This window comes from Pseudomonas sp. PHC1 (assembly GCF_046487845.1).
Lineage (GTDB): Bacteria > Pseudomonadota > Gammaproteobacteria > Pseudomonadales > Pseudomonadaceae > Aquipseudomonas > Aquipseudomonas sputi.
In genome coordinates this window covers 104,492-127,833 of the sequence record NZ_JBJXHJ010000002.1, presented here as the reverse complement: position 1 = coordinate 127,833, position 23,342 = coordinate 104,492, and the positions used below count along the sequence as shown (strand labels likewise).

Annotated in this window: 21 protein-coding genes; 13 read left to right on the top strand and 8 right to left on the bottom strand. The window is 62.2% G+C overall.

The window, feature by feature from the left end:
• Nucleotides 1-104: 104 nt before the first annotated feature.
• Entirely contained in the window at nt 105-1,145 is a 1,041-nt protein-coding gene (locus ACKJSM_RS03110; protein WP_039768015.1) for a low specificity L-threonine aldolase, read from the bottom strand.
• A 127-nt stretch (nt 1,146-1,272) separates the two neighbouring features.
• Here ACKJSM_RS03110 and ACKJSM_RS03105 point away from each other — a divergent pair, with 127 nt between their 5' ends.
• The 8 genes from ACKJSM_RS03105 (at nt 1,273) to fdhA (ending at nt 11,092) form a co-directional block, all read left to right on the top strand.
• The gene (locus tag ACKJSM_RS03105) at nt 1,273-1,983 is read left to right on the top strand and encodes a TraX family protein (RefSeq protein ID WP_410236594.1); all 711 of its coding nucleotides are present in this window, start codon (nt 1,273-1,275) and stop codon (nt 1,981-1,983) included.
• Nucleotides 1,984-2,139: 156 nt separating this feature from the next.
• On the top strand, nt 2,140-3,393 hold the full coding sequence (gene glyA, locus ACKJSM_RS03100; RefSeq protein WP_236178908.1) for a serine hydroxymethyltransferase: 1,254 nt from the start codon (nt 2,140-2,142) through the stop codon (nt 3,391-3,393).
• 20 nt (nt 3,394-3,413) lie between these two features.
• Nucleotides 3,414-4,664 carry a sarcosine oxidase subunit beta gene (locus tag ACKJSM_RS03095; protein WP_003206307.1) on the top strand — a complete coding sequence of 417 codons (1,251 nt, stop codon included), beginning with the start codon at nt 3,414-3,416 and terminating at the stop codon, nt 4,662-4,664.
• A 14-nt stretch (nt 4,665-4,678) separates the two neighbouring features.
• Nucleotides 4,679-5,008: a sarcosine oxidase subunit delta gene (locus ACKJSM_RS03090; RefSeq protein ID WP_011336273.1), complete on the top strand. Its 330-nt coding sequence runs from the start codon at nt 4,679-4,681 to the stop codon at nt 5,006-5,008.
• A complete protein-coding gene (locus ACKJSM_RS03085) occupies nt 5,005-8,022 on the top strand; it encodes a sarcosine oxidase subunit alpha (protein ID WP_410236593.1) in 3,018 nt (1,005 codons plus the stop codon). The genes ACKJSM_RS03090 and ACKJSM_RS03085 overlap by 4 nt, the downstream gene beginning before the upstream one ends.
• 147 nt (nt 8,023-8,169) lie before the next feature.
• Nucleotides 8,170-8,802, top strand: a complete 633-nt coding sequence (locus ACKJSM_RS03080; protein ID WP_236178910.1) for a sarcosine oxidase subunit gamma — start codon at nt 8,170-8,172, stop codon at nt 8,800-8,802.
• A gap of 133 nt (nt 8,803-8,935) precedes the next feature.
• Nucleotides 8,936-9,793, top strand: a complete 858-nt coding sequence (purU, locus tag ACKJSM_RS03075; protein ID WP_410236592.1) for a formyltetrahydrofolate deformylase — start codon at nt 8,936-8,938, stop codon at nt 9,791-9,793.
• A gap of 99 nt (nt 9,794-9,892) precedes the next feature.
• Nucleotides 9,893-11,092: a formaldehyde dehydrogenase, glutathione-independent gene (gene fdhA, locus ACKJSM_RS03070; RefSeq protein ID WP_011336270.1), complete on the top strand. Its 1,200-nt coding sequence runs from the start codon at nt 9,893-9,895 to the stop codon at nt 11,090-11,092.
• Nucleotides 11,093-11,151: 59 nt separating this feature from the next.
• On the opposite strand, the gene ACKJSM_RS03065 is transcribed toward fdhA, so the two are convergent.
• On the bottom strand, nt 11,152-11,460 hold the full coding sequence (locus tag ACKJSM_RS03065) for a hypothetical protein (RefSeq protein WP_236178911.1): 309 nt from the start codon (nt 11,458-11,460) through the stop codon (nt 11,152-11,154).
• Between the two features lie 264 nt (nt 11,461-11,724).
• Between ACKJSM_RS03065 and ACKJSM_RS03060 the strand changes: the two genes are divergently transcribed.
• Entirely contained in the window at nt 11,725-12,282 is a 558-nt protein-coding gene (locus tag ACKJSM_RS03060; protein ID WP_410236591.1) for a DUF2780 domain-containing protein, read from the top strand.
• A gap of 1 nt (nt 12,283) precedes the next feature.
• Here the strand turns inward: ACKJSM_RS03060 and ACKJSM_RS03055 are convergent, their stop codons facing one another.
• Entirely contained in the window at nt 12,284-13,171 is an 888-nt protein-coding gene (locus ACKJSM_RS03055) for an acyltransferase (RefSeq protein WP_410236590.1), read from the bottom strand.
• Between the two features lie 174 nt (nt 13,172-13,345).
• Between ACKJSM_RS03055 and ACKJSM_RS03050 the strand changes: the two genes are divergently transcribed.
• The 3 genes from ACKJSM_RS03050 (at nt 13,346) to creC (ending at nt 16,021) form a co-directional block, all read left to right on the top strand.
• Nucleotides 13,346-13,849, top strand: coding sequence for an ATP-dependent zinc protease (locus ACKJSM_RS03050; protein ID WP_410236589.1), 504 nt, complete (start codon nt 13,346-13,348; stop codon nt 13,847-13,849).
• Nucleotides 13,850-13,922: 73 nt separating this feature from the next.
• Complete coding sequence (gene creB / locus ACKJSM_RS03045) at nt 13,923-14,603, top strand: two-component system response regulator CreB (protein ID WP_007959816.1); 681 nt, start codon at nt 13,923-13,925, stop codon at nt 14,601-14,603.
• Nucleotides 14,603-16,021, top strand: coding sequence for a two-component system sensor histidine kinase CreC (gene creC, locus ACKJSM_RS03040; protein WP_410236588.1), 1,419 nt, complete (start codon nt 14,603-14,605; stop codon nt 16,019-16,021). The genes creB and creC overlap by 1 nt, the downstream gene beginning before the upstream one ends.
• 24 nt (nt 16,022-16,045) lie before the next feature.
• Here creC and ACKJSM_RS03035 read toward each other — a convergent pair whose 3' ends face one another.
• Complete coding sequence (locus ACKJSM_RS03035) at nt 16,046-17,056, bottom strand: acyltransferase family protein (protein WP_410236587.1); 1,011 nt, start codon at nt 17,054-17,056, stop codon at nt 16,046-16,048.
• Nucleotides 17,057-17,224: 168 nt separating this feature from the next.
• Here ACKJSM_RS03035 and creD point away from each other — a divergent pair, with 168 nt between their 5' ends.
• Nucleotides 17,225-18,595: a cell envelope integrity protein CreD gene (gene creD, locus ACKJSM_RS03030; RefSeq protein ID WP_410236586.1), complete on the top strand. Its 1,371-nt coding sequence runs from the start codon at nt 17,225-17,227 to the stop codon at nt 18,593-18,595.
• 87 nt (nt 18,596-18,682) lie between these two features.
• On the opposite strand, the gene ACKJSM_RS03025 is transcribed toward creD, so the two are convergent.
• The 4 genes from ACKJSM_RS03025 to ACKJSM_RS03010 form a co-directional block, all read right to left on the bottom strand.
• On the bottom strand, nt 18,683-19,312 hold the full coding sequence (locus ACKJSM_RS03025; protein WP_236178917.1) for a glutathione S-transferase: 630 nt from the start codon (nt 19,310-19,312) through the stop codon (nt 18,683-18,685).
• Nucleotides 19,313-19,377: 65 nt separating this feature from the next.
• Nucleotides 19,378-19,557, bottom strand: a complete 180-nt coding sequence (locus ACKJSM_RS03020) for a hypothetical protein (RefSeq protein WP_236178918.1) — start codon at nt 19,555-19,557, stop codon at nt 19,378-19,380.
• On the bottom strand, nt 19,554-20,684 hold the full coding sequence (locus ACKJSM_RS03015) for a PepSY-associated TM helix domain-containing protein (RefSeq protein WP_236178919.1): 1,131 nt from the start codon (nt 20,682-20,684) through the stop codon (nt 19,554-19,556). The genes ACKJSM_RS03020 and ACKJSM_RS03015 overlap by 4 nt, the downstream gene beginning before the upstream one ends.
• 73 nt (nt 20,685-20,757) lie before the next feature.
• Nucleotides 20,758-23,184, bottom strand: coding sequence for a TonB-dependent siderophore receptor (locus ACKJSM_RS03010; protein WP_410236585.1), 2,427 nt, complete (start codon nt 23,182-23,184; stop codon nt 20,758-20,760).
• Between the last annotated feature and the right edge of the window lie 158 nt (nt 23,185-23,342).

Here is a 23,342-nt window from a genome sequence, read left to right as displayed (position 1 = left end):
GTTATGTGAGCAATGGCTCGACAAACAATGTAGACGATGGAGCTGAAACGGTCCGTCCCTGATCGTTCCCACGCGGGGCCTGGGAACGAGCAGCGGGGAGGGAATCAGGCCGACATGACTTCACGGATGTCGCGGGCCAGTTCGCGTACGCGTTCTTCTTCGGTGTCCCACGAGCACATGAAGCGGGCGCCGCCCTTGCCGATGAAGGTGTAGAAGCGCCAGTTCCTGGCGGTCAGGGCGGCAATCGCCGGTTCCGAGAGTTGCAGGAACACGCCGTTGGCCTGGACCGGGAACATCAGTTCCACGCCCGGAATGTCGCTGACCAGTTCGGCCAGCAGTTGCGCGCAGTGGTTGGCGTGGCGGGCGTATTTGAGCCAGGCGTCGTTTTCCAGGATGCCGACCCATGGGGCCGACAGGAAACGCATCTTCGAGGCCAGTTGCCCGGCCTGTTTGCAGCGGTAGTCGAAGTCTTCGGCCAGTTTGTGATTGAAGAACAGGATCGCTTCACCCACCGCCATGCCGTTCTTGGTGCCGCCGAAGCACAGCACGTCGACGCCGGCCTTCCAGGTCAGGTCTGCCGGCGAGCAGCCGAGGAATGCGCAGGCGTTGGAGAAACGCGCGCCGTCCATGTGCAGGTTCAGGCCCAGTTCCTTGCAGGTGTCGCTGATGGCGCGAACTTCTTCCGGGGTGTAGACGCTGCCGACTTCGGTGGCCTGGGTCAGGGTTACCACGCGCGGTTTCGGGTAGTGGATGTCCTGGCGCTTGAGCGCGACTTCGCGGATCGAGGCCGGGGTGATCTTGCCGTTTTCAGTGCCGGCGATCAGCAGTTTCGAACCGTTGGAGAAAAATTCCGGGGCGCCGCATTCGTCGGTTTCGACGTGGGCGGTTTCCGAGCAGATCACGCTATGGTAACTCTGGCACAGCGACGACAGCGCCAACGAGTTGGCGGCGGTGCCGTTGAAGGCGAAGAACACTTCGCAGTCGGTCTCGAACAGCTTGCGGAAATCATCCGAGGCGCGGGCTGTCCATTCATCGTCGCCATAGGCGCGCTGGTGGCCATGGTTGGCCTGTTCCATGGCAGCCCAGGCTTCGGGGCAGATACCGGAATAGTTGTCGCTGGCGAATTGTTGGCTCTTGTCGGTCATGGCCGGCTTCCGTGGTCGGTGCGCTTGTGGCGCTCCGTTGGTCAATGAGGGTGCGCACTTTACCGAAGATCATCCGGGGAGCACACGGGATGTCGCTGTCAGAACTTTACAAGGATGCGAGCCGATTATGCACCTGAGCCAGCGCGACGGCGCACTCGATCTGCTCAAGTGGCTGGCATTGCTGAGCATGCTGCTCGATCACCTGCGATATGTCGGGATCAGCGCCGATTGGCTGTATGTGCCGGGGCGGCTGGCGTTTCCGTGGTTCTGCCTGGCGATGGCGGCGAATCTGGCGCGGGACGGCGCGCGCAAGACCGAATGGCGCTATCTGGGCTGGTTGCTGCTGTTCAGCCTGCTCAGCGAAATTCCCTACCGTTTGTACATTCCCGAGCCCGACACCCTGAACGTGATGCCCACCCTGGCGCTGGGCCTGCTGGCGGCGCGGGGCTGGCAGGATCGAACGGCGATTTCGCGACTGCTGGGCGTCAGCGCCTTACTGATAGCGGCGTTGTTCCCGGAGCGACTGATGTTCGGTCTGTTCGGTGTCCTGCTGCCGCTGGCGATGTTGCTGGTGTTTCGCAAGTCCTGGTATTTCAGCCTGCTGCCGGGGCTGGTGTGTCTGGCGGCGAATCAATGGCCGGTGCTCTTCGAATCCGCGCAGTTCGGGAATGCCGTCGCCATCCTCGGCATTGCGACCTGCCTGATCGCGCCACTGCTCGGAATGTGCCTGTTGCGACACGCCACTTACCTGCACGCGCCACCCATGCGGCGCTGGGCGTATGCGCTCTATCCCGCGCATTTCATGGTTCTTCTGGCCTTGCGCCAGCTGCTTGTTTGAGTCCGTCGCCGTCGCCATGTCGTAAACGCACCTTTGCGTGGCGTCCGTAGGCATTTGACCTCCCGGCGCCGGTCATACCATCGCATCAAAGGGCACTGCCGAAACGCCGTGCCTTACCGAGACGAATGGCGCACAGATGCCGCTGGGAGAGACGCGATGTTCAGCAAGCAAGACCAGATCCAGGGTTACGACGATGCACTGCTGGCGGCGATGAATGCCGAGGAGCAACGTCAGGAAGATCACATCGAGCTGATCGCGTCGGAGAACTACACCAGCAAACGCGTGATGCAAGCGCAAGGCAGCGGCCTGACCAACAAATACGCCGAAGGCTATCCGGGCAAGCGCTACTACGGTGGCTGCGAACACGTCGACAAGGTCGAGGCGCTGGCCATCGAGCGCGCCAAGCAACTGTTCGGCGCCGATTACGCCAACGTCCAGCCGCACTCCGGTTCCTCGGCCAACAGCGCCGTGTATCTGGCCCTGCTGCAAGCGGGCGACACCATTCTCGGCATGAGCCTGGCCCACGGTGGTCACCTGACCCACGGCGCCAAGGTCTCGTCCTCGGGCAAGCTGTACAACGCCGTGCAGTACGGCATCGACACCAACACCGGCCTGATCGATTACGACGAAGTCGAGCGTCTGGCTGTCGAGTGCAAACCGAAAATGATCGTCGCCGGTTTCTCGGCCTACTCGAAAACCCTCGACTTCCCGCGCTTCCGTCAGATCGCCGACAAGGTCGGTGCGCTGCTGTTCGTCGACATGGCCCACGTCGCCGGTCTGGTGGCGGCCGGTCTGTACCCGAATCCGCTGCCGTACGCCGACGTGGTCACCACCACCACCCACAAGACCCTGCGCGGTCCGCGTGGCGGCCTGATCCTGGCCAAGGCCAACGAAGAGATCGAGAAGAAGCTCAACGCCGCCGTATTCCCCGGCGCCCAGGGCGGCCCGCTGATGCACGTCATCGCCGGCAAGGCCGTGTGCTTCAAGGAAGCGCTGGAGCCTGGCTTCAAGGCCTATCAGCAACAAGTGATCGACAACGCCCAGGCGATGGCGAGCGTATTTATCAAACGTGGCTACGATGTAGTGTCCGGCGGCACCGACAATCACCTGTTCCTGGTCAGCCTGATCCGTCAGGGTCTCACCGGCAAAGACGCCGACGCCGCCCTCGGTCGTGCGCACATCACCGTCAACAAGAACGCCGTACCGAACGACCCGCAGTCGCCGTTCGTCACCTCCGGCCTGCGTATCGGCACCCCGGCGGTGACCACTCGCGGCTTCAAGGTGACCCAGTGCGTGACGCTGGCCGGCTGGATCTGCGACATCCTCGACAACCTCGGCGATGCCGATGTCGAGGCCAACGTTGCCCAGCAGGTTTCGGCCCTGTGCGCTGACTTCCCGGTTTATCGCTGAGCGTTCTGGAGTACATGACTATGCAACGCTATTCGGGCTTCGGCCTCTTCAAACACTCCCTCAGCCACCACGAAAACTGGCAGCGCATGTGGCGCACGCCGACCCCGAAAAAGGTCTACGACGTGGTCATCGTCGGCGGCGGCGGGCACGGTCTGGCGACTGCCTACTACCTGGCCAAAGAACACGGCATCACCAACGTGGCCGTGGTCGAGAAGGGCTGGCTGGGCGGCGGCAACACCGCGCGCAACACCACCATCGTCCGCTCCAACTACCTGTGGGACGAGTCGGCGCACCTGTACGAACACGCGATGAAACTGTGGGAAGGCCTTTCGCAAGACCTGAACTACAACGTGATGTTCTCCCAGCGCGGCGTCTACAACCTGTGCCACACCCTGCAGGACATCCGTGATTCCGAGCGTCGGGTCAGCGCCAACCGCCTCAACGGCGTCGACGGCGAACTGCTCAACGCCAAGCAGGTGGCGGACGAGATCCCGTACCTCGATTGCTCGAAAAACACCCGCTACCCGGTGATGGGCGCAACTGTCCAACGTCGCGGCGGCGTGGCCCGTCACGATGCCGTGGCCTGGGGCTTTGCCCGTGCGGCCGACGCCTTGGGTGTGGACTTGATCCAGCAGACCGAAGTGATCGGTTTCCGCAAGGAAAACGGCGTGTGCATCGGCGTTGAAACCAACAAGGGTTTCATCGGCGCCAAGCGCGTCGGTGTAGTGACCGCCGGTAACTCCGGGCACATGGCCAAGCTCGCCGGTTTCCGTCTGCCGATCGAATCCCACCCGCTGCAGGCGCTGGTGTCCGAGCCGATCAAACCGATTATCGACAGCGTGATCATGTCCAACGCCGTGCACGGTTACATCAGCCAGTCCGACAAGGGCGACCTGGTGATCGGCGCCGGTATCGACGGCTACAACGGTTACGGCCAGCGCGGTTCGTACCCGGTGATCGAGCACACCATCCAGGCCATCGTCGAGATGTTCCCGGTGCTGTCGCGAGTGCGCATGAACCGTCAGTGGGGCGGCATCGTCGACACCACGCCGGATGCCTGCCCGATCATTTCGAAAACCCCGGTACCGAACATGTTCTTCAACTGCGGTTGGGGCACCGGTGGCTTCAAGGCGACACCTGGCTCGGGCAACGTGTTTGCCGCAAGCCTGGCCAAGGGTGAAATGCACCCGCTGGCCGCACCTTTCTCCATCGACCGTTTCCACAACGGTGCGTTGATCGACGAACACGGCGCTGCGGCTGTCGCCCACTAACAGGAGAAATCCCCATGTTGCATATCTTCTGTCCTCACTGCGGCGAACTGCGCTCCGAAGAGGAATTCCACGCATCCGGCCAGGCGCACATTCCGCGTCCGCTGGATCCGAACAGCTGCACCGACGAGGAGTGGGGCGACTACATGTTCTTCCGCGACAACCCTCGCGGTCTGCACCACGAGTTGTGGGATCACGTCGCCGGTTGCCGCCAGTACTTCAACGTCACCCGCGACACCGTGACCTACGAGATTCTCGAAACCTACAAGATCGGCACCAAGCCGCAATTCACCGACAAGGCTGACACTGCGAAAACAGCCACGACGGCGCTGGGAGAGAAGGTATGAGCCAGACCAATCGCCTGTCCAACGGTGGACGGATCGACCGCAACAAAGTGCTGAGCTTCACCTTCAACGGCCAGACCTACAAAGGTTTTGAAGGCGACTCGCTGGCCGCAGCCCTGCTGGCCAACGGCGTCGACATCATTGGCCGCAGCTTCAAGTATTCGCGTCCGCGCGGCATCTTCGCCGCCGGTGCCGAAGAGCCGAACGCGGTGCTGCAGATCGGTGCGACCGAAGCGACCCAGATTCCTAACGTGCGCGCCACGCAACAGGCGTTGTACCAAGGGCTGGTTGCCACCAGCACCAACGGCTGGCCAAGCGTCAACAACGACATGATGGGGATTCTCGGCAAGGTCGGCGGCAAGCTGATGCCGCCGGGTTTCTACTACAAAACCTTCATGTACCCGCAATCGTTCTGGATGACTTACGAGAAGTACATTCGTAAGGCCGCGGGTTTAGGCCGTTCGCCGACCGAGGTCGATCCGGACACCTACGACTACATGAACCAGCATTGCGACGTGCTGATCGTCGGCGCCGGCCCGGCCGGTCTGGCCGCTGCCCTGGCGGCTGCGCGCAGCGGTGCGCGGGTGATCATCGTCGATGAACAGGAAGAGTTCGGCGGCAGCCTGCTCGACTCCCGCGAAAGCCTCGACGGCAAACCGGCGATGGAATGGGTGGCCGGCGTCATCGCTGAACTGAAGAACACCCCGGACGTGCTGCTGTTGCCGCGCGCCACGGTCAACGGCTACCACGACCACAACTTCCTGACCATTCACGAACGCCTCACCGATCACCTCGGTGACCGCGCGCCGATTGGCCAGGTGCGTCAGCGCATCCACCGCGTCCGCGCCAAGCGTGTGGTGCTGGCGACCGGCGCACACGAGCGTCCGCTGGTCTACGGCAACAACGACGTGCCGGGCAACATGCTCGCCGGCGCTGTGTCGACTTATGTGCGCCGTTATGGCGTGGCTCCGGGCAAGAAGCTGGTGCTGTCGACCAACAACGATCACGCCTACCGCGTGGCGCTGGACTGGCTCGACGCCAGCCTGCAAGTGGTCGCCATCGCCGACGCCCGCAGCAATCCGCGCGGCGCACTGGTTGAAGAAGCCCGCGCCAAAGGCATTCGCATCCTCACCGGCAGCGCCGTGATCGAGGCCCGTGGCAGCAAGCACGTGACCGCTGCCCGTGTGGCGGCCATCGATGTCAAAGGCCACAAGGTCACCAGCCCGGGCGAATGGCTCGACTGCGACCTGATCGCCAGCTCCGGCGGTTACAGCCCGGTGGTTCACCTGGCGTCGCACCTGGGTGGCAAGCCGATCTGGCGCGAAGACATCCTCGGTTTTGTACCGGGCGAAGCACCGCAGAAACGTGTGTGCGTCGGTGGCATCAACGGCGTGTACGGCCTCGGCGATTCCCTGGCTGACGGTTTCGAAGGCGGCGTGCGCGCTGCATCCGAAGCCGGTTTCCAGACCGTTGAAGCCGTGTTGCCGAAAGCCTTGAGCCGTGTGGAAGAACCAACCCTGGCGCTGTTCCAGGTGCCGCACGAAAAAGGCACTTCCCGGGCGCCGAAGCAATTCGTCGACTTGCAGAACGACGTGACCGCCGCCGCCATCGAACTGGCGACCCGCGAAGGTTTCGAGTCGGTCGAGCACGTCAAGCGCTACACCGCGCTGGGCTTCGGCACCGATCAGGGCAAGCTCGGCAACGTCAACGGCCTGGCGATTGCCGCCCGTTCGTTGAACGTGACCATCCCGCAGATGGGCACCACGATGTTCCGTCCGAACTACACGCCGGTGACGTTTGGCGCGGTAGCCGGTCGTCACTGCGGACACATCTTCGAACCGGTGCGTTACACCGCTCTGCATCAATGGCACCTGAAAAACGGCGCCGAGTTCGAAGACGTCGGCCAGTGGAAACGTCCGTGGTACTTCCCGAAAAACGGCGAAGACATGCATGCCGCGGTCAAACGCGAATGCAAGGCTGTGCGCGACAGCGTCGGTCTGCTGGACGCTTCGACCCTGGGCAAGATCGACATCCAGGGCCCGGACGCCCGCGAGTTCCTCAACCGCGTGTACACCAACGCCTGGACCAAGCTCGATGTGGGCAAGGCCCGTTACGGCCTGATGTGCAAGGAAGACGGCATGGTCTTCGACGACGGGGTGACGGCGTGTCTGGCCGACAACCACTTCGTCATGACCACCACCACCGGCGGCGCGGCTCGCGTGCTGCAGTGGCTGGAGCTGTACCACCAGACCGAATGGCCGGACCTGAAGGTGTACTTCACCTCCGTCACCGACCACTGGGCGACCATGACGCTGTCCGGCCCGAACAGCCGCAAGCTGCTCAGCGCCGTGACCGACATCGATCTGGCCAACGAAGCGTTCCCGTTCATGACCTGGAAAGAAGGTCTGGTCGGTGGTGTGCCGGCGCGGGTGTTCCGCATCTCGTTTACCGGTGAGCTGTCGTACGAAGTCAACGTCCAGGCCGATTACGCGATGGGCGTGCTGGAAAAAATCGTCGAGGCGGGCAAGCAGTACAACCTGACGCCGTACGGCACCGAAACCATGCACGTGCTGCGGGCCGAGAAGGGCTTCATCATCGTCGGCCAGGACACGGACGGCTCGATGACCCCGGACGACCTGAACATGGGCTGGTGCGTCGGTCGCACCAAACCGTTCTCGTGGATCGGCCAGCGCGGCATGAACCGTGAAGACTGCGTGCGTGACCAGCGTAAACAGCTGGTGGGCCTCAAGCCGATCGATCCGAACGTCTGGCTGCCGGAAGGTGCACAGCTGGTGTTCAACACCAAGCAGTCGATCCCGATGACCATGGTCGGCCACGTGACCTCCAGCTACGCGCACAACTCCCTCGGCTATTCGTTTGCCATGGGCGTGGTGAAGGGCGGTCTCAAGCGCATGGGCGAGCGGGTGTTCGCACCGCTGGCGGACGGCAGCGTGATCGAGGCGGAAATCGTTTCTTCGGTGTTCTTCGATCCGAAAGGCGATCGCCAGAACATTTGACACTGATCGTTCCCACGTCGAGGCGTCGAACCGTCTGCGTGGGAATGCATCCCGGGACGCTCCGCGTCCCAAGAGCGGACGCAGAGCGTCCATGGCGGCATTCCCACGCAGAGCGTGGGAACGATCAAACAAAAGAATAGGTGTTTTATGACCGCAGCCAACGTTTACCAACAACGCCCGACCACCGGGGCCAAGGCCGAGTCGTCGCTGCATCACGCCGACCTCGCCAGCCTGGTCGGCAAGGGCCGCAAGACCGCCGGCGTGACCGTGCGCGAGAAGAAACTCCTCGGCCATCTGACCATTCGTGGCGACGGCCACGATGCCGCGTTCGCTGCCGGTGTGCACAAGGCGCTGGGCATCGAATTGCCGGGTGCCCTGAGCGTGATCGTCAAAGGTGAATCCAGCCTGCAATGGATGGGCCCGGACGAGTGGCTGCTGATCGTGCCGAGCGGCGAAGAGTTCGCTGCCGAGCAGAAACTGCGCGAAGCGCTGGGCGATTTGCACATCGCGATCGTCAACGTCAGCGGTGGCCAGCAGTTGCTCGAACTGAGCGGCCCGAACGTGCGTCAGGTGCTGATGAAATCCACCAGCTACGACGTGCACCCGAACAACTTCCCGGTCGGCAAGGCTGTGGGCACGGTGTTCGCCAAGTCGCAGCTGATGATCCGCCACACCGCCGAAGACACCTGGGAGCTGCTGATTCGTCGCAGCTTCTCGGATTACTGGTGGCTGTGGTTGCAGGATGCTTCGGCTGAGTACGGGCTTAGCGTTCAGGCGTAAATGATCGTTCCCACGCTTTGCGTGGGAACGCATCCCGGGACGCTCCGCGTCCCAAGAGCGGACGCAGAGCGTCCATGGCGGCGTTCCCGCGCAGAGCGTGGGAACGATCAGAGGCCTGACCCAGGAGAAAACGATGAGCCGCGCCCCGGATACATGGATTCTGACCGCCGACTGCCCCAGCGTTCTCGGCACCGTGGACGCGGTGACGCGTTTTCTGTTCGAGCAGGGCTGCTACGTCACCGAGCACCACTCGTTCGATGACCGACTCTCGGGCCGGTTCTTCATTCGTGTGGAGTTCCGTCAGCCCGACGGCTTCGACGAGCAATCCTTCCGCGCCGGCCTCGCCGAACGCGGTCAGGCGTTCGGCATGATTTTCGAGCTGACGGCGCCGAACTACCGGCCAAAAGTGGTGATCATGGTCTCCAAGGCCGATCACTGCCTCAACGACTTGCTCTACCGCCAGCGCATCGGCCAGTTGTCGATGGACATGGCGGCGGTGGTGTCGAACCACCCGGACCTCAAGCCGCTGGCCGACTGGCACCAGATTCCCTACTACCATTTCCCTCTCGACCCCAACGACAAACCGGCCCAGGAGCGGCAGGTGTGGCAGGTGATCGAGGAGGCCGGTGCCGAACTGGTGATCCTCGCCCGCTACATGCAGGTGCTGTCGCCGGAGCTGTGCCGCAAGCTCGATGGCAAGGCGATCAACATTCATCACTCGCTGCTGCCGGGTTTCAAGGGCGCCAAGCCGTATCACCAGGCCTACAACAAGGGCGTGAAACTGGTGGGCGCCACCGCGCACTACATCAACAACGACCTCGACGAGGGGCCGATCATCGCCCAGGGCGTCGAGGCGGTGGATCACAGTCATTACCCCGAAGACCTGATCGCCAAGGGTCGCGACATCGAAGGCCTGACCCTGGCCCGGGCCGTGGGGTATCACATTGAGCGGAGGGTGTTTCTGAACGCCAATCGCACCGTCGTTCTTTGAGTCACAAGCAACGCAAAACCAACAAGCAATAACCCGAGCACTTAACGCGCGGCCTGCCTGGGCGGCGCGGTTCCATAAAAACAACAGCGAGGTGAAAGCATGTCTGGCAATCGTGGTGTGGTGTATCTCGGCGCTGGCAAGGTCGAAGTACAGAAAATCGACTATCCGAAAATGCAGGATCCGCGCGGCAGGAAGATCGAGCACGGTGTCATCCTGCGTGTGGTTTCAACCAACATTTGCGGCTCCGACCAGCACATGGTGCGCGGCCGTACCACCGCCCAGGTCGGTCTGGTGCTGGGGCACGAGATCACCGGTGAGGTGATCGAGAAGGGCAGCGACGTCGAAAGCCTGAAAATCGGCGATCTGGTGTCCGTGCCGTTCAACGTGGCTTGCGGGCGCTGCCGTTCCTGCAAGGAGCAACACACCGGCGTCTGCCTGACCGTCAACCCGGCCCGCGCTGGCGGTGCCTACGGTTACGTCGACATGGGCGACTGGACCGGCGGCCAGGCCGAATACGTGCTGGTGCCGTACGCCGACTTCAACCTGCTGAAACTGCCGGACCGCGACAAGGCCATGGAGAAAATCCGTGACCTGACCTGCCTCTCCGACATTCTGCCGACCGGTTACCACGGTGCCGTCACCGCTGGCGTCGGGCCGGGCAGCACCGTCTACATTGCCGGCGCCGGCCCGGTCGGTCTGGCCGCTGCCGCCTCCGCCCGTTTGCTCGGCGCTGCGGTGGTGATCGTCGGCGACGTCAACACCATCCGCCTGGCTCACGCCAAGGCTCAGGGTTTTGAAATCGTCGACCTGTCGAAAGACACCCCGCTGCACGAACAGATCGCCGCGCTGCTGGGCGAGCCTGAAGTGGATTGCGCGGTGGACTGTGTGGGCTTCGAAGCCCGTGGTCATGGTCACGACGGCGTCAAATCCGAAGCCCCGGCCACCGTGCTCAACTCGCTGATGGGCGTGGTGCGCGTCGCCGGCAAGATCGGTATTCCGGGCCTGTACGTGACCGAAGATCCGGGTGCCGTGGACGCTGCCGCGAAAATGGGCAGCCTGAGCATTCGCTTCGGCCTGGGCTGGGCCAAATCCCACAGCTTCCACACCGGTCAGACTCCAGTGATGAAGTACAACCGCCAACTGATGCAGGCGATCATGTGGGACCGCATCAACATCGCCGAAGTGGTGGGCGTACAGGTCATCAGCCTCGATCAGGCTCCGGAGGGGTATGGCGAGTTCGATGCGGGTGTGCCGAAGAAGTTTGTGATTGATCCGCACAAGTTGTTCAGTGCGGCGTAAGTTTCAGCCACAAAAAAGAGCAACCCGTCGGTTGCTCTTTTTTTTTAAATCAGTCCTGACTATTTGAATGCGCATTTGCTGGCATCACCGTCAGTAACCGCACAATCGTCACCTTTCCAATTGCTTCCCGTGCCCTTGACCGGAGTTTCGAGTCTGAGGCCAGATGAGGCACCAACGTCGTCTTTGCCTTCGTAACGGCAAATGACAAGTGAACTGTCGCTGCTTCCGTCCTTGATGCGTGCAGAGGTAAAGGTAAGGTCTTCGGCGCTACTCGAACCGGTTACCGAGAGCGTCGGACAGTTAACTGCATAGGCGCTGCTCATCATCGCCAGACAAATCAAGGCCCCCGACATCATTTTCAACTTCATTGCTTGTACTCCGTTACAGGATGGGAGGTCATATCCTCGGTTTTCCTTCTCGCCTTTCCTACTGTCATAAATGACAGTTTTTTAGATCTGTTTGTAATAGGTTCCTGAGTATTGAGAAGGCGACGAGCTATCGAACAGTGCTTGGCGGATCCCTCTGGAGTGAAACGGCTGGCCTCAGACGGAACATGCTGTCGCCTACCCGGTCAAACCGGCAGTTTGATCGCCTGTATCCAGGCGGTCTTCACGCCACAAGAGGATGTCTGAATGAAGATTTCACGCGGTTGTGCCCTGGCATCGCTCCTGACCCTGGCGGCAGGGCCGGTGTTTGCCGGTTTCAGTTTGAATGACGTGGCCGGCGTGGTATCGGGCATGCAGGGCGGGGACAAGGCTGCGACGGCAGCGCCGACCTCGGAAACCGCAGGTTTGTTGAGTGCGCTGAGCGCGCTGGACCTGACGCCTCAACAAGCGGTGGGTGGCACCAGTGCCATGTTGGGCCTGGCGAAGAATCAATTGAGCAGCACCGATTATTCCGAACTGGCCAAGGAAGTGCCGGGTATCGACCAGTTGTCGGGTGGCGCTGGCAGTCTGGCGGCGTTGAGCGGCTTGCTCGGCTCATCGGGCAAGTCCGCCGGGCTGGAAAATGCGCTGGGCAACGTCAAGGACACCAATGACCTGAACAACGCCTTCAGTGCGTTGGGCATGGACAGCGGGATGGTCGGCCAGTTTGCCCCGATCCTCCTGCAATACCTCGGTCAGCAGGGTGTCGGCGGCTCGCTGCTGCAAAGCCTGGGCAGCATCTGGGGCACCGGCATCAACGGTTGACTCAGCGGCGCTCGCCCTTGAGTTCGGCGATGCGCTGATCCTTGAGGGTCCAGAGCTGGTTGACCCAGTTCTGGACCTTCTCGCGAAACGCCGGATCGTTTTCGTAATCACCCTGCCACAGGGCCGGATCCAGCTCGCGGGTCTGGATGTCGACGATCACGCGTGGCACGTTGCCGCTGATCAGGTCCCAGAATCCCGGAATCTTCTGCTGTGGATAAACCACGGTCACATCGAGAATCGCGTCCAGCTGTTCACCCATCGCCGCCAGTACGAAGGCCACGCCGCCCGCCTTGGGCTTGAGCAGGTGGCTGAATGGTGACTGCTGCTGAGTGCTTTTGGCAGTGGTGTAACGGGTGCCTTCCAGATAATTCACCACCGTCACCGGCTGACGCTTGAACAGCTCGCAGGCGGCTTTGGTGATTTCCAGATCCTTGCCGGCCAGCTCCGGGTGTTTCGCCAGGAACGCCTTGGTGTAGCGCTTCATGAACGGGTAATCCAGCGCCCACCAGGCCAGGCCAAGAAACGGTACCCAGATCAGCTCTTTCTTGAGGAAAAACTTGAAGAACGGCGTGCGCCGGTTGAGGGTCTGGATCAGCGCCGGGATATCGACCCAGGACTGATGGTTGCTGATCACCAGGTAGGAAGTGTCGCTGCGCAGGTTTTCGCCGCCGCGAATGTCCCATTGCGTGGGGATGCACAGGCGAAAGATCAGCTTGTCGATTTCCGCCCAGGTTTCGGCGATCCACATCACCGCCCACGAGGCGTAATCGCGAAAGCGCCCCGGCAGGATCAGCTTGAGCAGGGCGAACACCATCAGCGGGCCGAAGAGCACGAGGGTGTTGGACAACAGCAGCAGGGTGACGAGACAGCCGGTGAGCAGGCGGCGCATAAGCAACTCTTGGAGAACGGATGGGCGCGCCATGATAAGTGGCTTCGGCCAACAGGCCAAATCCGCCGGTGACGAATGTTTCACCTGTGGTGCGATAACCTGCCGGGAACGTTCATGCGAACAACGGTCTAAAATCTCGCGTCTGACGCCCCCATTTCCCAAGGAAGCCCTTACGTGAAATCCCTCCTTGCACTGCTTTCCCTCGTCGCCTTGCCGGTGCTCGCCGCCGAACCGACCCTGTACGGTCGTTACGAATACATCGCGCTGCCGGAAATCGGCGGTGAAGTGCTCAAGGCCAAGATGGACACTGGCGCACTGACCGCCTCGCTGTCGGCCAAGGACATCGAGATGTTCAAGCGCGACGGCGAAGACTGGGTGCGTTTCCGCCTGGCCACCAAGGACGCCAGCAACAAGGTGTACGAGCACAAGGTCGCGCGGATCAGCAAGATCAAGAGTCGCTCGGATGAAGAAGACGAGGGTGAAAGCACCGAAGTGGCCAAGCGCCCGGTGGTCGATCTGGAGCTGTGCCTGGGCGACGTCAAGCGTACCGTGGAGGTCAACCTGACCGACCGCAGCAACTTCAACTACCCGTTACTGATCGGTGCCAAGGCCCTGCGCGAGTTCGGCGCGGCGGTGAACCCGGCTCGACGCTTCACCGCTGACAAACCTGATTGCTGAAACAAGTGGTCTCATTGACGTAACGCCGGGCTTGGGGCACCGTTCGCGCACTTAATCCACAGGCTCGGACGCCATGCCTCATATCCTGATTGTCGAAGACGAAGCGGCGATTGCCGATACGTTGATTTTTGCCTTGCAGGGCGAGGGCTTCACCACGACCTGGCTGAGCCTGGGCGCGGCGGCGCTGGAGCATCAGCGCCAGACCCCGGCGGATCTGATCATCCTCGACATCGGCCTGCCGGACATCAGCGGCTTCGAAACCTGCAAGCAACTGCGTCGTTTCAGTGAAGTGCCGGTGCTGTTTCTCAGCGCCCGCAACGCCGAGATCGACCGGGTGGTGGGCCTGGAGATCGGCGCCGACGATTACGTGGTCAAACCGTTCAGCCCACGGGAAGTGGCGGCGCGGGTCCGGGCGATTCTCAAGCGCATGGCACCGCGTCCGGTCATCGAGGCGTCGTCGGCGCTGTTTCGCATCGATCCCGAACGCGTGCAGATCAGCTATCGCGGCCAGCCCCTGAGCCTGACCCGCCATGAATTCCGTCTGCTGCAATGCCTGCTCGAACAACCCGAGCGGGTGTTCAGCCGCGAGCAACTGCTCGATGCGCTGGGCGTGGCGGCGGATGCCGGTTACGAGCGCAGCATCGACAGCCATATCAAGAGCGTGCGCGCCAAATTGCGTCTGGTGCGCGCCGAGGCCGAGCCGATCCAGACCCATCGCGGCCTCGGTTACAGCTACAGCCCGGGGCACAGCTGATGTCGCTGGGGCTGCGGATTTTCCTGGTGTACGTGCTGTTCATCGGCCTCACCGGGTATTTCGTGCTCAACACCGTGATGGAAGAAATCCGCCCCGGCGTGCGCCAGTCCACCGAAGAAACCCTGGTCGACACCGCCAACCTGATGGCGGAAATCCTGCGGGACGATTTCAAGGCCGGCACCCTCAACCAGAATCGCTGGCCGGAACTGCTCCGGGCCTATGGCGAGCGTCAGCCGAAGGCGACGATCTGGGGCCTGGCGAAAAACCAGGTCAACCACCGTATCTACGTCACCGACGCCAAGGGCATCGTGGTGCTGGACTCCAGCGGTCTGGCCGTCGGCCAGGACTACTCGCGCTGGAACGACGTCTACCTGACCCTGCGCGGCGAATACGGCGCACGTTCCAGCCGCAGTGACCCGAATGACCCGAACTCCTCGGTGATGCATGTGGGCGCGCCAATCCGTGACAACGGCGCGATCATCGGCGTAGTCACGGTGGCCAAGCCCAACAGTTCGCTACAACCTTATGTCGATCGCACCGAACGCCGCCTGCTCGGTTACGGCGCTGGATTGATCGGCCTTGGCTTGCTGCTGGGCGCCGTGCTGTCGTGGTGGCTGAGCCGCGCGCTGCACCGTTTGACCGTGTACGCCCAGGCCGTGAGCGAGGGCCGTCGGGTGGCGGTGCCGCACTATCGCGGCGGCGAGCTGGAGCAGTTGGCGACCGCCGTGGAGCAGATGCGCACCCAGCTCGAAGGCAAGGCCTACGTCGAGCGCTATGTGCATACGTTGACTCACGAATTGAAGAGCCCGCTGGCGGCTATCCGCGGTGCCGCCGAGTTGCTGCAGGGCGAGATGCCGGCGGATCAGCGATTGCGTTTTGTCGGCAACATCGACAGTGAAAGTGCTCGAATGCAGCAGTTGATCGAGCGCCTGCTCGATCTGGCCCAAGTGGAGCAGCGTCAGGGCCTGGAAGCACGCGTCGCCGTGCCGCTCGCGGCGTTGGTCGATGAAGTCCTGCAGGCACAGACCGCACGGATTGAAGGGCGACAGCTGAGCATCGAACAGGCCATTCCCTCCGATCTGGCGTTGCTCGGCGAGCCGTTTCTGTTGCGCCAGGCCTTGGGCAATCTGCTGGAGAACGCGCTGGACTTCACGTCACCCAAGGGCTTGCTGCGATTTGATGCCGAGCGGGATGGCGGCCAGATTGTGTTTCGCCTGTTCAACGAGGCCGCGCCCATCCCCGATTACGCGCTGACGCGTCTGACCGAGCGCTTTTACTCATTGCCACGTCCTGACAGCGGGCGCAAAAGCACGGGGCTTGGACTGAATTTCGTCGAGGAAGTGGTCAAGCTGCACGGTGGTTCTCTGCGCATCGAGAACCTGGCAGGGGGCGTGCAGGTGCAGGTGCACCTGCCGTGATTCGCCCGGCAAACCGTCGCCCGCTCAGGACGGCGTTGCCGCCTCGTTGATTCGAGCCTTGTTTCGGCGATGCGCCCATCGCAGCGCCGGTCGCTCGACCCAGTGCCAGGAGGCGATGGCCAGCACGATCACGATCAGCGCCGACAGCATCATGGACGGCACGAACGCCAGCGATGTCTTGTTGATCACCAACTGCTGTACGGGAAACGCATACAGGTAGATGCCGTAGGACAGGTCGAATCGACTCCGGAGGGTGCGATCGACGTAGAGCAGGCCTACACTCAGGGTGGCCAGGCAGATGCACAGGGTGACGATCACCCCGGCCATCGGTGTCCCGATCGCCAGTGAAGCAATCCCGATACAGGCCAGCAGCATGATTGCCAATCGGCGTCTGTCGCCCAGCAATGGCTTGTAGAAGGCCAGCAGCGATCCGGCAAAAAAAGCGATGCCGGCACATCCATACACCGCCAGCTTCTGAGTCAGTGCGGTAGCCGGGCCGTTGCCCAGTACAAAGGTCGCCACGCAGAACAGCGCAAGCATCGCCCCCGCTGTCGCCGCCCGTCGGTGCAGACTCAGCACCACTGCCACCAGCAGATAGAAAGCGAATTCGATTTTCAGCGTCCATAGGCTGCCGTTGAACGACTCGCTGAAGATAAACCCGTCAGTGACGGGCTCGATGTTCGCGCGGCCGAACAGCGAGATGCGCAGGAAATCGATCAGGGCGGCGAGAGACGTCGCATAACCCTCGGCAAACACCGCACCCGCCACAAACGTCATGAGGAAGGCGCAAACGATCAGCGCCGGAAAGATGCGCGCGACACGTTTGCTCAGATAGTCAGTGATGCCCTTGGCGTTGAGGAAGCTGTGGGTGATCAGCAGGCCGGAAATCGAAAAGAAGGCAATGACCGCAATGCCACCCAGCGAGTTGTAGCCAGTGATGCCCGGTTCCTGCAATCCGCTCAGGGCAAAGTGATGGCTGACCAGTACCCATATCGCGGCAACGTGCCTGATCAGATCAAATGAGTTGTTGCGCAATCCGGTAGTCCTTTTATTCCAGTCTTGTCCGTCGGTGCCCGGAAGGGCGAATGTTGGTTTTTGTGGAACAGCGTTTTACAGGTATTTCCACGTAAAGCCCACACAACCTCCATAACAAATCCATACAGCGTTTGCAGACTCGCTCCATTCCAACAAGGGAGCGTTCCGATGAACCGAAATCTGACATTCAAACTCGGGGCCATTGCCCTGCTGATCCTGGTGCTGCTGGTGCCGTTGCTGATGATCGACGGCATCATCGACGATCGCCAACAGTTGCGTGACGGTGTGCTCGAAGACATCGCCAGAAGCTCAAGCTACAGCCAGCAACTCAGCGGGCCGGTGATGGTTGTGCCGTATCGCAAAGTGGTGCGCACCTGGAAAACCAGAGAGAAGAGCGATGAGCGCTACCAGGAAATTGGCGAGGAGCGTGGACGTTTGTACTTCCTGCCGGAGCGCTTCGAGCTCGACGGTCAAGTGCAGACCGAACTGCGCGCCCGGGGCATTTACGAGGCGCGGCTGTTCCATGCCGATAACCGCATCAGCGGGCATTTCTCCCTGCCGGCGCAGTTGGGGATCAAGGAGGATTTTGCCGATTACACCTTCGATGCGCCGTTTCTGGCGGTCGGCATCAGTGACATTCGCGGGATCGAAAACGCGCTGAAGCTGGAACTGGGCACGCAACGCCTGGACTTCGTACCCGGCACTCAGGTTGGCTGGCTGGGCGAGGGAGTGCGAGTGACGCTGCCGGCGCTGGACACGGGCAAGACCACGGAACTGGCCTTCGGCTTCGACCTGCGCCTGCAGGGCACCGGCTCGTTGCAGGTGCTGCCGGTGGGCAAGACCAGCCGGGTGAACCTCGCCGCCAACTGGCCGCACCCAAGCTTCATCGGCAACTTCCTGCCGGCCAAACGCGAGATCACCGATCAGGGCTTCACGGCCGACTGGCAGACCTCGTTTTTCTCCACCAACTTGCAAGAAGCAATGAGCCGCTGCGTGTCAGGCAATGATTGCGAGGCGTTCAACGGGCGCAGTTTCGGCGTGAGTTTCATCGATCCGGTGGATCAATATCTGAAGAGCGACCGGGCGATCAAATATGCGCTGCTGTTCGTCGTCCTGACGTTCGCCGGTTTCTTCCTGTTCGAAGTGCTGAAAAGCCTGGCGGTGCACCCGGTGCAGTACGCGCTGGTGGGTGTGGCGCTGGCGTTCTTCTATCTGCTGCTGTTGTCGTTGTCGGAACACATCGGGTTTGCCCTGGCGTATCTGTTGTCGGCCAGCGGTTGCGTGCTGTTGATCGGGTTCTATGTCTGCCACGTATTGCGCAGCGTGCGTCATGGCTTGAGCTTTTCGGTGGGGCTGGCAGCGTTGTACGGTTTGCTCTATGGCCTGCTGAGTGCCGAGGATTACGCACTGCTGATGGGCTCGCTGTTGCTGTTCGGTCTGCTCGGTGTGTTCATGGTGTTGACCCGCAATCTGGACTGGTACGGGATCGGGCAGAAACCGACCAAACCGCTGCAATTCGATATCGGAGCGGTGCAGTGAGCCGGTTCGTGGGCTTGCGTGACGAGCAGCGGGAGGCCGAGGTGTTGATGACGTTGATCTTTGCCTCGTTACCTCCCGCCCGGTGCCTCAAACCTTCGGCATCGTCGCGATCATCGACGGCCGCTGGCTCACTTCAAAGAACCAGTTGGCCAGTTGCGGATTGGCGTCACGCCAGCCCAGATCCGGGAAGCGCAGATCCAGATACCCCAGCGCACAGGCCACGCTGATCGCGGCAACGTCGAAATGGCAGGTCAGCTCGGCAATCGCGTCGCGCTCCAGCAAGGCGAGGGCGCGGCGGATCTTCTCGCGCTGGGCGTCGAGCCATTCATTCCAGTGTTTTTCCGGAGCGCGCAGGGCCTGCTCGTAACGCACCATGACTGCGGCGTCCATGATCCCGTCGGCCATCGAGGCCAGGGTCAGGCGCCGCCAGCGGGCCGAGCCTTCGCGGGGGATCAGCGGGTTGCCGACGTGCTGGTGGTCGAGGTAATCGAGGATCACCCGGCTGTCATGGATGACATTGCCGTCGGCCAGGCGCAGGGCCGGGATCTTGCCCAGCGGGTTGTCTGCGTTGAGCGCAGGATCCGGGCTGACAGGGCTGAGCACGCAGTCCTGCAGCGCGACGCGATCCTGCTGGCCGGTCTCGTGCAGCAGCACCATGACTTTGCGCACGAACGGTGACAGGGTGTTGTGGAACAGGGTCATGCTGGGAGCGGACATCGGCAGGGTCTCGGTCAAGGGCAATGACGGGCAGCATAGCGCGTTGCCCGTCAGGCTCAAGCCGCTCAGCGGTGTTGCAGCAATCCGCGCAGGGCAATGGCGGCCGGAATGCCCAGACCCACCCAGCTCAAACCATCCCAGATCCCATCGCCCAGCAGCGCCGCGAACAAGCCCGCCGCACTCAGCAGCGCAATCACCAGCGGTGTGCTGAAGACCTTCCAGAAGTTCGACTGACGCGGCTTCATGCGGACGCCCCCGCTGTTTCCGGCACCGGTTTCGCGGCCTTGCGCCGCACCACCCACAGGTACACGCCGCTGGCGAGGACAATGATGGTCAGCACGTCCAGCGTGGCCCAGAGGATTTTCATCGGCATGCCGCCGTAGTCACCGAAGTGCAGCGGCTGCGACATGCCCATGGCGTCCATGTACCACGGTCGTTCTGCGACCGCCGTGACTTGCAGGGTGCTGGCGTCGATCAGCACCGGGGTCAGCAGGTGCGAGGTCAGGTGGGTGCCGCCCTTCATGAACACCGAGTAGTGGTGCTCGCTGGAGAAACGGGTGCCGGGGAAGGCGATGAAGTCCGGTTTCATCCCCGGTGTGACGCTGCCGGCGATGTCCAGCACCCGGGTGGCCGGGGCCAGTTGCGTCAGCGGCGGGGCATCGCGGTAGGGCGCGATCAGGGTCGTCAGGGCGTCGGCCCGCCACGCGGCGATCAGCAGATCGGCGCAGGCGCTGATGACGCCGGTCACGCCGACCACCAGTGCCCAGGTCAGGGTCACCACGCCGATCAGGTTGTGCAGGTCGAGCCAGCGCAGGCGGGTGGATTTGTCCTGGCGCACGGTGCCGAACTTCAAGCGGCGCATGAACGGCAGGTACAACACCGTGCCGGACACGATCGCGATCACGAACAGCAAGCCCATGAACGCCAGCAGCAGCTTGCCCGGCAGCCCGGCGAACATGTCGACGTGCAGGCGCAGGATGAACAGCATCAGCCCACCGTTGGCCGACGGCATTTCCAGGGCTTCGCCGGTGCGCGCGTCGAGCATGAAGGTGTGCGAGGAGTTGGGCTCGGTACCAGCGGTCCTGGCCATGATCGTCAGCACGGCATTCGGTTCGTCGTCTTCGAAGCCGAAATACTGCACGACTTCGCCGGGCCGGTGCTTTTCCGCAGCCTCCACCAGTTGCGCCAGGTTCAGATGCGGCGTGTCCGCCGGCATCACGCGCAACTCGGGTGCATCGCCCAGCAGGTGTTCGATCTCGTGATGGAAAATCAGCGGCAGGCCGGTCAGGGCCAGCAGCAGCAAAAATACGGTGCAGATCAGGCTGGTCCAGGTGTGGACGAAGGACCAGCGGCGAATGGTTTTACTTTTCATTTCATGACCTTCAAAAACACCCAAGCCGTCCACGAGGGACGGCCTGGTTGCAGGGCCTGTTCAGCTCAGGCGCTTACCACTTGTAAGTGGCGCTGGCGACGACGCTGCGCTGGTCGCCGTAGTAGCAGTAGAAGCTGTCGCAGGTGGAGATGTAGTCCTTGTCCAGCAGGTTGGTGGCGTTGAGTGCCAGCGACGCGCCTTTGAGGCTGTTGTCCAGACGGCCGAGGTCGTAATGCACGGCGGCGTCGAACACGGTGTAGGCGTCCGCCTTGCCCAGCCAGGTGTTGGCTTTGTCGCCGTAGGTGTTGCCGGTGTAGCGCGCGCCTGCGCCGATGCCGAAGCCGTCGAGCACGCCGTTGTGCCAGGTGTAATCAGCCCACAGCGAGGCTTGCTGGTTCGGCATCAGTTGCAGGCGGTTGCCCTTGTCGGCGCCGTTCTGCACTTCGGACTTGGCCAGGGTGTACGCCGCGATGACCTTCAGGTTGTCGGTCACGTCGGAGACGGCTTCCAGCTCCAGGCCTTTGACTTTCACTTCACCGGTCTGGCTGGTGATCGACACGCCGTTGACGAACGAGCTGACCGAGACGTTTTTCTGGGTCAGGTCATACACGGCCGCCGTCAGCAGGGTCTTGCTGCCCGGTGGCTGGTACTTGATGCCCAGTTCCCACTGCTTGCCTTCGGTCGGTTTGAGCGATTCGGTCGACGAGGCGTCGGCACCGGTGGTCGGCTGGAACGATTCGGCGTAGGACAGGTACGGCACGAAACCGGAGTCGAAGACATAGCTGATCGCCGCGTTACCGCTGAACGCCTTGTCCCGCTGGGTGTTGGTGGCGTCGCCCTTGTTGATGAATTGAGTGCTGGTGTGCACCCAGTCTTCACGACCACCGAGGGTCAGGCGCCATTGGTCCAGGGCCATTTGGTCCTGGATGTAGAGGCCGGTCTGGTAGGTTTTCTGGTTGTAGTCGTAGAACGCGGTAGAACGCGCCGGGCGCACGATCGGCTGACCATGGATCGGGTTGTTCACATTGATCTCCGGCGCGCTGCCGAAGATCGAGGTGTAGTTGGTGTTGCTGCGCTGGTGATCCAGGCCCAGCAGCAGGGTGTGGCGGATGTCGCCGGTGGCGAAGTCGGCCTGGACGTTGTTGTCCACGGCGAACTGGCTGATGTCTTCGTCGACGATAGTGGTGGTACGGCCAACGTTGCCGTCGTTGTCCACTTGAGTGAACGGGTAGGAACCGACGGTGATGCCCTGGAACGACAGATCCGACTTGGTGTAGCGCAGGTTCTGCTTGAACTGCCAGGTATCGTTCAGGCGATGTTCGAAGGCATAGCCCAACGCGTAGTAGGTGCGGTCGTAGTATTCCCAGTCCGGATCGCCGAGGTTCTTGTGGTGGGACACCTTGCCGAACGGCATGTCGATCTTGGTGCCCTGCACTGGCAGGAACTGGCTGGTGATGCCGGTATCGTCGCGGGTGAACTGGGTCAGCAGGGTGAATTTTGTGTCGTCGTCGAGGTTCCAGGTCAGGCTCGGCGCGATGTTGTAGCGCTTGTTGTCGACGTGGTCGATCTGGGTGCCGCTGTCGCGTACCACACCGCTGAGGCCGTAGAGAAACTGGCCGGCGTCGTCGATCTTGCCGGTGCTGGCGAAGTTGATCTGACGGTGGTTGTCGCTGCCGTATTGCAGCTGGATTTCACTGCTCTGCACATCGCTCGGGCGACGGCTGACCATGTCCAGCAGGCCGCCCGGCGGGGTCTGGCCGTACACCGACGAGGCCGGGCCGCGCAGCAGGGCGAGGCGGTCGAGGTTCCAGGTTTCCTGTTTCGGGTTGGCGTACACGCCTTTTGGCAACGGCAGGCCGTCGAGGAACTGGGTCGGTTCGAAGCCGCGCACGCGCAGCCAGTCGGCGCGGGTGTCGCTGCCGTAACTGCTGGCGGTGATGCCCGGCATATAGCGCACGGCGTCATCGAGGCTGTGTACGCCACGGTCTTCCATTTGCTGGCGCGTGGCGACCGAAATCGAACGCGGCGCTTCGACCAGCGCGGTGTCAGTCTTAGTGCCGGCGGCGGTGCGAGTGGCGGTGTAGCCTTCGACCGGGCCCCAGGCGCTTTCATAGTTTTCCACGCCGATCACCGAGGTTTCCGGCAGGGCCATCGCGCCTTCCGGCACGGCGACCAGGGTGTAGGTGCCGGCGCTGCTCTGTTCCAGTTGCAGACCGGTACCACGCAGGGCCGCGCGCAGAGCGCCGGCCGCGTCATATTGGCCGTTGACCGGCGCCGAGGTCTTGCCCGCCGCCAGCGACGGGTTCAGCGACAGCGTCAGGCCGCCCTGGCTGGCGATCTGGTTCAGGGTGGTCGACAGCGGGGCGGCCGGCAGGTTGTAGGCGCGCACGCTGGATGCCTGTTCGGCGGCGATCAGTTGGCTGCTGGCCAGCGGGGTGCACAGGGCAATGGCGAGCGCCAGCAAACTGGGGCGCAACAAGGTGTCTAGCGAACGGGACATACGGCGGCTCCTGAATGGAAATATTTCTCAATTGCCTGTGTGCCGGACGAAATTCGAAAAGTGATAGGGCCGGATGAAAATAATTTCGATTAACGAACGACATCGCTGCAAAAGTCAGCAGAAAGTCCGTTTTCAGGGGGTGGCAGGTGGCTTGTCGT